Annotated in this window: 12 protein-coding genes and 1 pseudogene; 10 read left to right on the top strand and 3 right to left on the bottom strand. The window is 35.3% G+C overall.

The window, feature by feature from the left end; translation table 11 throughout:
* Positions 1 to 158: 158 nt before the first annotated feature.
* The 5 genes and pseudogenes from RBB48_RS21645 (at position 159) to RBB48_RS21625 (ending at position 4,564) form a co-directional block, all read left to right on the top strand.
* Positions 159 to 1,577 carry an amino acid permease gene (locus tag RBB48_RS21645; RefSeq protein ID WP_097907401.1) on the top strand — a complete coding sequence of 473 codons (1,419 nt, stop codon included), beginning with the start codon at positions 159 to 161 and terminating at the stop codon, positions 1,575 to 1,577.
* Positions 1,561 to 1,938 carry an OsmC family protein gene (locus RBB48_RS21640; protein WP_306008056.1) on the top strand — a complete coding sequence of 126 codons (378 nt, stop codon included), beginning with the start codon at positions 1,561 to 1,563 and terminating at the stop codon, positions 1,936 to 1,938. The genes RBB48_RS21645 and RBB48_RS21640 overlap by 17 nt, the downstream gene beginning before the upstream one ends.
* Before the next feature lie 62 nt (positions 1,939 to 2,000).
* A pseudogene (locus RBB48_RS21635) lies at positions 2,001 to 2,434 on the top strand (HIT family protein).
* Positions 2,435 to 2,613: 179 nt separating this feature from the next.
* A complete protein-coding gene (locus RBB48_RS21630) occupies positions 2,614 to 3,171 on the top strand; it encodes an RNA polymerase sigma factor (RefSeq protein ID WP_048541728.1) in 558 nt (185 codons plus the stop codon).
* Positions 3,137 to 4,564, top strand: a complete 1,428-nt coding sequence (locus RBB48_RS21625) for a DUF4367 domain-containing protein (protein ID WP_097907400.1) — start codon at positions 3,137 to 3,139, stop codon at positions 4,562 to 4,564. Before RBB48_RS21630 ends, RBB48_RS21625 begins: the two co-directional genes overlap by 35 nt.
* A gap of 50 nt (positions 4,565 to 4,614) precedes the next feature.
* Here the strand turns inward: RBB48_RS21625 and RBB48_RS21620 are convergent, their stop codons facing one another.
* On the bottom strand, positions 4,615 to 5,556 hold the full coding sequence (locus RBB48_RS21620; RefSeq protein WP_371878386.1) for a helix-turn-helix transcriptional regulator: 942 nt from the start codon (positions 5,554 to 5,556) through the stop codon (positions 4,615 to 4,617).
* 108 nt (positions 5,557 to 5,664) lie between these two features.
* On the opposite strand from RBB48_RS21620, the gene RBB48_RS21615 reads away from it, so the two are divergent.
* Positions 5,665 to 6,186, top strand: coding sequence for a dihydrofolate reductase family protein (locus RBB48_RS21615; protein WP_088061866.1), 522 nt, complete (start codon positions 5,665 to 5,667; stop codon positions 6,184 to 6,186).
* Positions 6,187 to 6,205: 19 nt separating this feature from the next.
* Here the strand turns inward: RBB48_RS21615 and RBB48_RS21610 are convergent, their stop codons facing one another.
* Both RBB48_RS21610 and RBB48_RS21605 read right to left on the bottom strand, forming a co-directional pair.
* Positions 6,206 to 7,591, bottom strand: coding sequence for a sensor histidine kinase (locus tag RBB48_RS21610; RefSeq protein ID WP_098133814.1), 1,386 nt, complete (start codon positions 7,589 to 7,591; stop codon positions 6,206 to 6,208).
* 11 nt (positions 7,592 to 7,602) lie between these two features.
* Positions 7,603 to 8,280 (bottom strand): response regulator transcription factor, encoded by a 678-nt coding sequence (locus RBB48_RS21605; RefSeq protein WP_088061870.1) that lies wholly within the window; start codon positions 8,278 to 8,280, stop codon positions 7,603 to 7,605.
* Between the two features lie 174 nt (positions 8,281 to 8,454).
* Here RBB48_RS21605 and RBB48_RS21600 point away from each other — a divergent pair, with 174 nt between their 5' ends.
* The 4 genes from RBB48_RS21600 (at position 8,455) to RBB48_RS21585 (ending at position 12,136) form a co-directional block, all read left to right on the top strand.
* Positions 8,455 to 9,702: a cell wall-binding repeat-containing protein gene (locus tag RBB48_RS21600; RefSeq protein ID WP_306008055.1), complete on the top strand. Its 1,248-nt coding sequence runs from the start codon at positions 8,455 to 8,457 to the stop codon at positions 9,700 to 9,702.
* Positions 9,703 to 9,859: 157 nt separating this feature from the next.
* The gene (locus tag RBB48_RS21595; protein WP_306008054.1) at positions 9,860 to 11,311 is read left to right on the top strand and encodes a SulP family inorganic anion transporter; all 1,452 of its coding nucleotides are present in this window, start codon (positions 9,860 to 9,862) and stop codon (positions 11,309 to 11,311) included.
* 65 nt (positions 11,312 to 11,376) lie between these two features.
* Complete coding sequence (locus RBB48_RS21590; RefSeq protein WP_000277996.1) at positions 11,377 to 11,799, top strand: universal stress protein; 423 nt, start codon at positions 11,377 to 11,379, stop codon at positions 11,797 to 11,799.
* A gap of 211 nt (positions 11,800 to 12,010) precedes the next feature.
* On the top strand, positions 12,011 to 12,136 hold the full coding sequence (locus tag RBB48_RS21585) for a DUF4027 family protein (protein WP_082181333.1): 126 nt from the start codon (positions 12,011 to 12,013) through the stop codon (positions 12,134 to 12,136).
* Positions 12,137 to 12,167 lie beyond the last annotated feature (31 nt).

The following is a 12,167-nucleotide window of genomic DNA, read 5'->3' as shown; positions in this document are numbered from 1 at the left end:
CTCTAATTAGAATCTAAATCTCGCGATAATTCGATTTTTTGTATTGTTTTATCAGAAAAGTTTTAATTTTATATAGAAATTGTAATCGCTTTCGTGTATATTTTTATTATCAGAAAATTTTAACAAGATATAGGGGTATCGGTAGGGGGAGGATTTAGATGCAGCAACCAACGAATGAGAAATTACATCGTACGATGAAGAGTAGACATTTATTTATGATCGCACTAGGTGGTGTAATCGGGACTGGTTTTTTCTTAGGTTCAGGTTACACCATTAATCAGGCTGGACCAGGGGGAGCCATCCTTTCCTATTTAGTGGGCGGATTTATTATGTATTTAACAATGCTTTGTCTTGGAGAGTTAACGGTAGCGATGCCAGTTTCAGGTTCTTTCCAAAAGTATGCGACGAAGTTTATTGGACCAGGAACAGGCTTTATGATTGGCTGGCTATATTGGCTTGGCTGGGCAGTGACAGTAGGACTAGAATTAACGTCAATCGGTTTAATGATGAAAAGATGGTTTCCGAATGTTGATGTTTGGGTATGGTGTCTCGTATTCGGCGTTATTCTATATGCGTCAAACGCAATTTCGGCGAAAAGTTATGCTGAATTAGAGTTTTGGTTCTCTAGTATTAAAGTAGTTACAATTCTTGCCTTTGTTGTTCTTGGTGGTAGTGCATTACTAGGGTTTATATCATATGACGGAAAAGAAGCGGCACCTCTTTTCTCTAACTTTGTAAGTGATGGTGGATTATTCCCGAATGGACTAGCTGCCGTATTACTTACGATGATTACAGTTAACTTCTCGTTCCAAGGAACAGAGTTAATCGGGATTGCAGCAGGAGAAAGTGAAAACCCAGAAAAAACAATTCCACGTGCGATTCGTAATACAGTATGGCGCATTATGTTATTCTTCATTTTAACAATGACGATTTTAGTAGGGTTAATTTCTTGGAAAGAAGCTGGCGTAATTGAAAGTCCATTCGTAGTCGTATTTGATAAAATTGGTATTCCATACGCAGCTGATATTATGAACTTCGTTATTATTACAGCGTTACTATCTGTAGCGAATTCAGGATTATATGCGGCAACTCGTATATTATGGTCACTTGCAAATGAAGGAATGGCACCAACATCGTTCCAGAAAGTAAATAAGCGTGGTATTCCAATTACAGCATTAGTTGTAACGATTGCAGTAGCTGGCCTTTCTTTATTCACAAGTTTCCTTGCAGAAGATACAGTATACATGTACTTATTATCTATAGCTGGTTTATCGGCTGTTTCAAGTTGGATCATTATTGCTCTATCTCAACTTCGCTTTAGAAGTCAGTATATAAAAGGCGGAGGCAAGTTAGAGGACTTAAAGTATAGAACACCGTTATATCCAATTGTTCCTATTTTAGCTTTACTTACAAATAGTATCGTTGTTATTAGTTTAGCGTTTATTCCAGAGCAAAGAATGGCGTTATACTGTGGTATTCCATTTATCATTTTCTGCTATATATATTATTATATGAGTAAGAAACGGAAGAAACCGATGAAAGTGGAGATGGAAGCGAAGTATGAAAATAAAAATTAAGCATGATGATATACAGGCAGATTTATCGTATGGTCCATTAGCGATTGGAAAAGAAAATGGGTATTCACCGTTACAATTACTCGTTTCTTCTATCGCAGGATGTAGTGCAATTGTCTTTCGAACAATTTTAGAAAAGAAACGTATTACATACGATACGTTTACAATTGAGACTGAAATTGGTAGAAGTGAAGCTTTATCAAAACCAGTTGAAAGTGTTCATTTGCACTATAAAATTAAAGCGCAAAACATTACAGAAGAGCAATTGGACAAGGCGCTGCAACTTGCAGTAAAAAATTGCACGATTGTTCAATCGGTAAAAGATAGTATAAAAGTTACGGAAACAATTGAACTAATAAAGTGAAACATAAAAACGTGAGAGCCGTATTCTCACGTTTTTATGTTTTAGAAAGAGAGGAAAGTGTAATGGAGTGTTTAGGGTGTAAATTAGCAAGCGAAGAGGAAAACATATATAAAGTGTATGAAGATGATTATGTAACTTGCTTTTTAGATCATGAACCTTTCTATCCAGGACATACTTTAATTGTGCCGAAGCAGCATGTTGTAGAAGTGGATGAATTAGATGATGTCGTAGCAAAATCCATTATGGATGCTTCTAAGCTGATTGCAAAAGCGATTAAGGCATTATATAAACCAGACGGAATTACAGTTTGCCAAAATGGTGGAATCTTTAATGAGTTAACGCATTACCATATGCATGTCGTACCAAGATATAAAGAGCGCTCATTTGCTGAGTTTTATACCGTACAACCGGGGAGAAGAAGGATTATAACTTGGAAGAGACAAAGCATTTGTTACAAGAAGTGATAGAGAAAATACTGCTTACTGAAAAGGTGTAAGAGTGGTGTTCTTAAGGGAACAGTCAGTAAAATTCTAATAAACAAAAGCCCAATTTCTCAGTTAAAATAGAGAAATTGGGCTTTTGTTTATTCTATTATTAAATTTTATCTATAAAGGAATTTTGTAGTGTCACAAAGTATATCGCTCATTCGTTATATAGAGTGAGAGGAGGAATTATATGAAAGTCACAAACAACGATTATGAAAAGATGGAAGAGCTATACGAGTTGTACGAACAAAAAATTTATTATGTAGCGTATTCTATTTTAAATAATATTCAGCAGGCTGAAGATGCGGTTCAAGAGACGTTTATTACTCTTTATAAAAACTTGGAAAAGCTCCATAGCTTGGCTACTCAAGAGCTTAAACGCTACATTTTGAGGATCGCGAAAAACAAGGCGATTGATAGTTACCGGAAAAATAAACGACATGAAACATTTTTAGAAGAATATGAAAGAGAATCAATCGAAGCAGTAGACGAAAATATTGAAGAGTGGGAAAAACGTAAAATGTCTGAGGTTCAAATTGATACATTGCTAACAGAATTAAGTGAATCTAACAGACAGGTGTTTAAGTATAAAGTCTTCTATAACTTAACGTATCAAGAGATTTCAAGTGTTATGGGAATAACCGAGGGTAATGCCCGCAAGCAGTTTGAACGCGCTCGAAAACGAGTCCAAAATATGATAGGAGGTATACAACATGACGAATTCAAAGAACTCCAAAGAAATATATGAACTTGCTGAAAAAATTGCTTTAGATGATTTTGATAAACTCGAAGAACAACATGAATTTTCACATACATATACGCGCAAAAAGAAATTGTTTATGGAGGAAATGAAGCTGAAAGACGAGAAACCACAGAAAAAGCGTAAAAAACATCGCATGTTAATCGCTGCTGCTTGTTTATTGATTGGTATGCCGACAACAGTTTTTGGTGCAGTAAAAGTCTATAATATGATCGTTCAAAAACAAAATTATGAAGTAAATGTTTCAGTAACAAATAAGGACTCGAAAAAGGATGATAAGTGGTATAAGCTGAAAATCGATAAATTACCAGAAAATATGGAAGCAATTGATGACTCTGCAATGAAATATTCATTTAAAGATAACGACGCAAATGGAGGCTTTTCATTTGCTCTTTGGAGAGTAGGGGAAAATGCGGACTTTCAAACTTTATATTCAAAAAGCTACGAAGAAAAAGAGATAAGTGGCAAGAAAGCAGTAATTGTTCATAAAGAAACTGGAAACAACAATGTAATGTTTGATAGGAAGGTCTTTCTCTTTTTTGAGAAAGAAGGGATTATGTTAGAAAGTTTTATTGGATCAGATGTAAATGAAGAACAAATGATGGATGTGTTAGGGAACATTTCACTTGAGCCTACGTCAAAAGAAAAGGCAGCACATATAACAGATTATGATAAAAAGTATTTTAGCGAAGCGGATGAACCTAAAAAAAATAAGGTGATTCCTTTGAAAAAAGATAGTAAACGACTATTTCACATAGGACAAAAGGTTCCAGTAACGATATCTATGGATAACAGCCAAATTGAATATATGATAGAAAAAGTTGAAGTCTTTGATTCAATTAAAGATTTTAAACAAGAGAACTTTAATGAATTTGGCTTAGGGATATTAAGCAAGAAGAAGGCTTTAGATCACACGGGAAAATTGCTATCGTACAGACGGGATGTATATAAATTAGGGAATGGTAAAGATTCAATTGATACATTAGTAGATTCAAAATTAGTTAATGTTAAATTTGTCTACCTGACAACAACAGTGAAAAATATAGGTAAACAGGCGACAGAAGAAATCTATATGCATCCATCCATAAAGCAGCTTAAATTTGAAGGGAATGCATGGAAATACGCGAAAGAAGAGGGAATGGACGCAACGCGTATTATGACGGGAGAAGTTGATTATTTAGAGCCTCACGGAGATGGGAAAAGCTTTTATAATATTGGCAGTATCCGACCAGGAAAAACGGTAAAAGTTAAATTAGGTTATTTTGTAGATGAGGATAAACTAGATTCAATCTTCCTGGATGCTTTCCATTACAGTGGTTTTAGTGGAACTGAGAATATGAATTCGAAAAATCGTTGGTGGTTTGACATTCGTCAATCGTAAACATAATAGGAATAATTAGACTAAAAAGCTGCTTATATATAGCAGCTTTTTCAGTCTCCATACATATGTAAAACTTCTTTCGCACGCATACGTAAACCATCTATCAATTCTTTTGGCTCTAAAACTCGTGCATCTTTCCCAAGTCTATAAAACAAAGGGGTAATAAAATTGATTTCTCCTTTATCAATTGTTGAATGTATATATCCTGTCCGGTCTTCGTTTACTACTACGAATTCTTCAAGGTAAGGAACGCTTTTACATTGGCGCACACCTTCTGCTGTTAATGAGACATGTAACTGGGTAGGAGTGTGTACTACGTTAGAGCTAGAGTCGAACCATTTTTCTAAATTCATGAACGTATTTTTATTTTCTTCTGTTGATAATATAGAAAGAATACGATCAACGCGATACAGTAATACTTTTTTTCTGCTGAAGTCATAAGATGGTAGGTACCATAGCCCATCATGAGCGTATACACCGATAGGATGAACATGTTTTATTTTTATCCCCGATTTAGATTCGTATTGAAAGTGTAAATTTTTATTTTCAATAGCCGCAGTTAGTACTTCGTTTAAAAGAGGTGTATTAATTGTTCTCTTCGGATTCCAAAACGCGATATAAGAACGTATTTTATCAACTTTCGCTTTCGCATCATGCTGTAGGGAGCTATACAGTTTATGTGTAACGGAATTGATTTCTGTGTTAAAAGGTAAGTCTTGATAGTAACTTAAAGACTGAAAAGCAAAAAAGATGGATACTGCTTCTTCTTCGGTAAATAAAATAGGCGGAATGACTCTATTCGTTAATACTTTATATCCTCCGTTACGACCTTGTTCTGCGTAAAGGGGTAATCCCATATCACTTAAATCTAAAATATATCTATGGACAGTACGAACAGAAATGTTAAATTCATCAGCTATTTCCTGAGCTGTAAATGTTCTTTTCGCAGAAGCGAATATAAGAATGTCTAGTAAACGTTTTGCTTTTGACAACTATCTCACTCGTTTCTTTTTTTAACATGACATGAATTGTCATGTTTTATTGTTAGTATATTGTTTACATCATAATGTTATCAAGATGAGATGCAAGGAGGAAAAGAGATGTCACGTGAAATTGTTTTATTTATAGCCGCTAGTTTGGATGGATATATTGCGAAAGAAAATGATGATTTAGAGTGGTTAATGGAAACCGAAGGAGAGGGAGATAACGGTTATACGGAAATGTATGAAACGATTGATACAATAATTATGGGAAAAAGAACGTACGATTATGTAGTAGAGCATACGGAAACATTCCCGTACTTAGATAAAGCATGTTATGTTTTTTCTAACTCAGAAAAAGGTACAAACGGACATGTAGAGTTTGTAAATGAAGATGTAGTGGAGTTTACGAAAAGGTTGAAAGAGCAAGAAGGATCTAAAATATGGATGGTCGGTGGAGGGAGTCTACTAAGAGAATTCTTTAAGAATAATTTAATTGATGAATATGTTGTTACGATTACACCGCATATATTAGGTTCTGGAGTTCCGTTATTTCAAGACAAGAATCCAGAAATTAATTTAACTTTAACGGATACGAAACGTTTTGGGCAATTTGTAAATTTATATTATAAAGTAAAATGATAAAGAAACACGACTACTATCAGTAGTCGTGTTTTTGTATAGATGGCAATGAAATGATAAAGCAAGACCCATGATCGACTTCGCTCGTTACAGTAATATTCCCGCCGTGTAGTTCTACAATTTCTTTCACGATAGATAGTCCTAAACCAGTTCCGCCTGTAGCTCGTGATCTTGCTTTATCAACTCGATAAAAACGGTCGAAAATGTGAGGGAGGTCTTCAGGCGGAATACCTTCGCCTTCATCTTCAATTGTAATGGAAATACGTTTATGTTCTTCTGTAACAGAAATATTTATATGAGAATGCTCTTGTGAATGTCTATAAGCGTTATTTAAAATGTTTACCACAACTTGTTCAAATCGCTGTTCATCTAAGTTTATTAGCAGGGTAGGAGGACAAGAGAAAGAAACTTTAATGTATCTTTCTTTATACATGGCATTTACTTTTTCGGCTATGCGAGTAAGGAAGGTGTGTAAATATACTTCCTTTACTTGAATAGAAAAGTTATGTTGTTCCATTTGTGCAAGTGAAAATAAATCTTGAACTAAGTTCGTAATATAATCAGACTCATCTTTTATAATAGATAAATATCGCAAACGTTGCTCAGAAGATGTGTTTTCCTTTAAAGCAATGTCAGCATAACCTCTTACGTATGTTAGCGGTGTTCGTAATTCATGAGCAACACTTGCTAGAAATTCACTTCGCTCTGTTTTCATATAATGTAAATCATTAGCAAGCGTTTGAATAGATGAGGTTAGTTCACCAATTTCATCATTTCGAGTAGTCGTTAATGAAACAGATAAATCGCCTTTACTCATTTTTTCAGTGGCATGTTTCATGTGTAACAATGGTTTTGTTAACAACCGTGATAAGAGAAAGATGGTGATGGCTGTTAATAGAAACGTAATGACTCCGGCAATAATGAATTGTCTTGTTAGTCCGTTAACCATTTCCTCGATTGATTCCGTTCCGAGAAACATATATACGTAGCCTTCCGTTTTTCCTGCCACTATAATGGGGCTAACTGTACATATATAATTAGATGTTTTCCAATGATTCTCTATAATTGCTCCGTCATGATCTGTCCGTGTTTGCATCTTTTCAATATGCTTTTTTATAGTAGTAGTTATTTCGTTGGATTTAGCTAGCACATCCTTATTGGCATTTGTAATAACGACAGTGGTTTCGGCTTCAGATTCCATTAGGGCAACATGGGAGATTGTTTGCTTATCAAAATACTTTTCAAGGACATCTCGGTGACTATTTCCACGCTTTAATAAAGCTGTCATTTCTTCATTTACTCTATTGTTGACAAGGCTATAATAAAGCAAGACAAATAGAACACTTTCAATTAAAAGTGTAACAATTAAAAAATAAAATCCGAGTTGAATAGATATTCGCTTCATCGTTTTGCTCCTTAATCTAGAGTATCAACCCATCGATACCCGACTCCGTAAACAGTTTTTAAATGATGATCAATAGGGAAATTTACTTTTCGTAATTTATCACGCAAATTACGAATATGTGAATCGACTGTTCTATCTTCTGTATTTGTATTTAGTCCCCAAATTCGTTCAATGAGCTGATCGCGGCTTAATACGTAGTTCACATGACGTAAAAATAACCCGAGTAAAGAGAATTCGATTGGAGTGAGAAGAAGTTCTTCATTATAGACAGAAACGAAATGCTTTGCCTCATCCCATAAAATGCCGTGATATTGGATTTGCGCGTGTTGATTCGTTCGCCTTAAAACAGCTTCAATTCTTGCGAAAAGCTCTTCTTCATGGAAAGGTTTCGTTACGTAATCATCCGCTCCAAGTTTTAACCCTTGGATGACATCTACCGTTTGATCACGAGCCGTTACCATAATGATAGGAACGTTACTAAAGGATCGAATTCTTTTGCACGTTTCCCATCCATCCATCTTTGGCATCATAATATCGAGTAAAACAAATTTGAAATTTCGATTTTCTATATGTGAAATAGCTTCTTCCCCGGACACTGCACATACGCAGTTATATCCGATTGGAGTAAGATAAAGCGTTAATAATTCAAGCATTCTCGGCTCATCATCTACGAGTAGTATATCGACCATAGAGTACCTCCGCATTTGTAGTTATTACTTAAATTGTAAGTCAAAATCATGAAGAAATGGTGCAGATTATCATGCATCTGCATAATTTCTTCAGAATTGCTTGTTATTGTAAAGTTGAAATTCCATTTTAGGTAATCATATTGGCTCGAAAACGATTCATATGGAGGCGGTATAGTGAAAAAGATGACCCGAATCTTTGGGATAACAATAATTACAGCAGTTGGTCTTGCTGCATGTGGACAAACGAACACGGATCATAAAAACCATGAATCTAAAGAAGAGAAAAAAACAGAGCAAACGGAAATGAAAATGAATCAGGAGGTAACTGCGCCGAAAGAAATGAACGAAGGTGCATCGAATGATTTATTAACGACAAGTTTAAAAAATGTAACGAGATTAAACACAAACGATCCTTTGCAAATGGCAGTAGTAACTTCGCAAACGATATGGCCAGCAACGCATAAAGAGAATCAGCCAGGCGCTGTTATTTTAGTGCCAGTAAACGAGTGGCAATTAGGTATTGCGAGTGCGGATCTTATTCACCATCCGAATAACGGTCCAATTTTATTTATAGAAAAAGAAAAGGTACCCGAAATGACGTTAAAAGAAATAAAACGATTAAATCCGCTCGGAACGAAAGATGGAACACAAATTATGGTGATGGGGGATGTAGGTCCATCTATCCTTGAGCAATTAAAAGCATATAAAGTAAAGCAAATAAAAGAAACGGATCCAGCTATATTTGCTAAAGATGTGGATAAAGAATATGCCGATATAACAGGAAGTTATCCAAATAGTGTTATTATCGGTTCGTCTGAAGAAGAAGGGCGTTTATACACAACACCAGCTGTAAATTGGATTTCTCATATGCCGGAACCGCTTTTATATACAGAAAAAGATAAGGTGCCAGAAGCGACGATAGAGGCATTAAAAATGAGAAAAGATAAAGCGAATATATATGTATTAGGACCAGAAAAAATCATTTCAAAAGCAGTAGCAAAAGAGTTAAGTAAATACGGAAAAGTAACGCGTATTAGTGGAGAGACTCCAACAGAAAATTCGGTTGCATTTGCGAAGTTTAAAGATGAAAAAACGAAATTTGGCTGGGGGTTCACAAAACCAGGTCACGGTTTATCATTTGTTTCAAGCAAAACACCAGATTTAGCAGTTGCAGGAGCACCATTTTCACATATGGGTAAACACGCACCTATTGTATTGTTAGAAGAAGGGAAAGCTTCACAACCAGTGTATGACTTCCTTGCTAGTATTCAGCCGAAGTTTAAAGATGACCCAACGCTTGGACCATATAACCACGGCTTCTTATTAGGAAGTACGAGTGATATTTCATTTGAAATACAAGGTATATTGGATGAGAGGCTAGAGATTGTTCAAGAAAGTGGTCAAGGGCACGGTGGACATTAATAAAGTGAGTAAAGGCGCTGCTAAGGTAGCGTCTTTTTCTTTAGGAAACTTTTACATAGCAAAAATCTCTCTACTCGTTATATAATATCCTTCGTGCAGTCGGCCGAGATTTTCTTATGGAGAAAATCAAATGATAAAAGAGTAGAGGAGTGGTATTTTGTTTCAAACGATAAAAAATGACTGGTTCTCCAATGTGAGAGGAGACGTGCTATCGGGAATTGTCGTTGCTTTAGCGTTAATTCCTGAAGCGATTGCTTTCTCAGTTATTGCAGGCGTGGACCCGACCGTTGGGTTATACGCAGCCTTTTGTATTGCAGTTACCATTTCATTTGTTGGCGGACGAACTGGGATGATTTCAGCTGCAACAGGTGCAATGGCATTATTAATGGTCACGCTCGTTAAGGATCATGGTTTGCAATACTTATTTGCTACAACAATATTAACCGGTATTGTCCAAATTATTTTTGGCGTGTTCAAACTGAGCTCATTTATGAAGTTTGTTCCTAAATCTGTTATGAGTGGTTTTTTAAATTCACTTGGAATTTTAGTTTTTACAGCGCAATTGCCACATTTTAAAAATGCAACTTGGCAAATGTATGCACTTGTCGCATTAGGACTTGTAATTATATATGTATTTCCACGTATTACGAAAGCTGTACCGTCTACACTTATTTCCATTATTATTGTGACAAGTATTGCACTTATGAGCGGATTACAGTTAAAAACAGTAGGGGATATGGGAAGCTTGCCGAAAGAATTACCGTTCTTTAGCATGCCTGACGTGCCTTTTACACTTGAGACATTAGGGATTATTTTACCGTACGCAGTTATGCTTGCAATTATCGGTTTACTAGAGTCTTTATTAACAGCTTCAGTTTTAGATGATATGACGCATACGGAAAGTAATAAACATAAAGAGGCACGTGGTCAAGGTATCGCAAACATTGTCGCTGGTTTCTTCGGAGGAATGGCAGGATGTGCAATGATTGGACAATCTGTTATTAATATTAAATCAGGTGGACGAGGTCGTTTATCAACATTTGTAGCGGGTGGATTTCTAATCGTATTACTGTTCGTTTTAGGTGATTATGTCGTTCATATTCCGATGGCAGCTTTAGTTGCAGTTATGATTATGGTTTCAATTGGAACATTTGATTGGAACTCTGTAACAACGATTCATAAAGTACCAAAAGGAAACGCATTTGTTATGATCGTAACAGTTGTGATTGTCTTAATTACACATAATTTAGCATTAGGTGTAATTATCGGAACAGTAATTAGTGCGGTTTTATTTGCATTCAATATGGCAAAGATTCACGTGAAACATTTATATATTGAAAATAAGAAAATATACGAAATTCATGGTCAACTTTTCTTTGCATCTACAGCAGACTTTATAAATAATTTTACATTTGAGGAAGATGTAAAAGAAATTGAGTTGAATTTTACTCACGCACACGTATGGGATGATTCAGCAGTAGCCGCAATTGATAAAGTTATCATGAAGTATGAACAAAGTGACGTGAAAGTAAGTATAACGGGATTAAATGAACGAAGCTCGAAAATTATTTCAAATTTAGCTACTTATAATAAAAGAATCGCAAGTTAGAAGCCTCCTTTTTAGGGGGCTTTATTATATAATACGGGTAGGATAACGAAAAGGGGATTCAGCATATGTACAAACAAATTATATTAGCATGTGACGGTTCTGAACATGCACTTCGAGCAGCGGAACATGCAACATATATTGCGAAATGTAGCGAAGAAACAAATGTTGAAGTTGTGTACGTAGTAGATAATAGAACGGCAAAATCAGATATTATACAAGGTCAAACAGATTTAGAAACAATATCGGCTAGTCGAAAAGATAAATTAAAAGAGATTGAAGGTTTATTAAAGAAAGAGAACATTTCTTATAAAATTACGATATTACATGGCGATCCAGGAGATACGATTGTTCAATATGTAAATACAGGGGATATAGATCTCGTTATCGCTGGCAGTAGAGGGTTAAATACATTGCAAGAGATGGTACTTGGTAGTGTCAGTCATAAAATAGCAAAGCGTGTAAAATGCCCGGTGATGATTATAAAGTAAATTGAATGAGATATTTTGTAGTGTAAGCAAGACCTTGATATAATTCGAGGTCTTTTTTGACGTATAAAGGGAGAGAGCTTGGACATACTAGATATATAAGTTTAAAGGGAAATTATTAACTTACAAATTTGTAAGTTAGTTGTTAGTAAAATCGATGTTATGAAAATTTTCCCATTGGTAAAATAAGAGTATCAAAGGGGAGATAGGGAGGATGGAAGCAATGAAATCATTTCAAAATTTATCATACAGTCAAGGGGTAAGCTTAATTTGTTTAGGAGGATTTGCTGCATCTGTTACGTTAGCTGTTGTAATAAAGATGATTCATCAAATCTTTTAATCTTACAGTAGGAAAGGAATTGGTTGTTATT

It is taken from the genome of Bacillus sp. MMSF_3353 (assembly GCF_030733445.1).
GTDB classification, from domain to species: Bacteria; Bacillota; Bacilli; order Bacillales; family Bacillaceae_G; genus Bacillus_A; species Bacillus_A wiedmannii.
The sequence above is the reverse complement of the archived record's forward strand: the minus strand, read 5'-3'. Positions and strand labels throughout refer to the sequence as shown.

Excerpts from the sequence above, each read along its gene's own strand:
- RBB48_RS21590 (WP_000277996.1), top strand. The coding sequence starts at position 11,377 with ATGTACAAACAAATTATATTAGCATGTGACGGTTCTGAACATGCACTT.
- RBB48_RS21610 (WP_098133814.1), bottom strand. The coding sequence starts at position 7,591 with ATGAAGCGAATATCTATTCAACTCGGATTTTATTTTTTAATTGTTACA.
- RBB48_RS21625 (WP_097907400.1), top strand. The coding sequence starts at position 3,137 with ATGACGAATTCAAAGAACTCCAAAGAAATATATGAACTTGCTGAAAAA.
- RBB48_RS21630 (WP_048541728.1), top strand. The coding sequence starts at position 2,614 with ATGAAAGTCACAAACAACGATTATGAAAAGATGGAAGAGCTATACGAG.
- RBB48_RS21645 (WP_097907401.1), top strand. The coding sequence starts at position 159 with ATGCAGCAACCAACGAATGAGAAATTACATCGTACGATGAAGAGTAGA.
- RBB48_RS21585 (WP_082181333.1), top strand. The coding sequence starts at position 12,011 with ATGGAAGCAATGAAATCATTTCAAAATTTATCATACAGTCAAGGGGTA.
- RBB48_RS21605 (WP_088061870.1), bottom strand. The coding sequence starts at position 8,280 with ATGGTCGATATACTACTCGTAGATGATGAGCCGAGAATGCTTGAATTA.
- RBB48_RS21640 (WP_306008056.1), top strand. The coding sequence starts at position 1,561 with ATGAAAATAAAAATTAAGCATGATGATATACAGGCAGATTTATCGTAT.
- RBB48_RS21615 (WP_088061866.1), top strand. The coding sequence starts at position 5,665 with ATGTCACGTGAAATTGTTTTATTTATAGCCGCTAGTTTGGATGGATAT.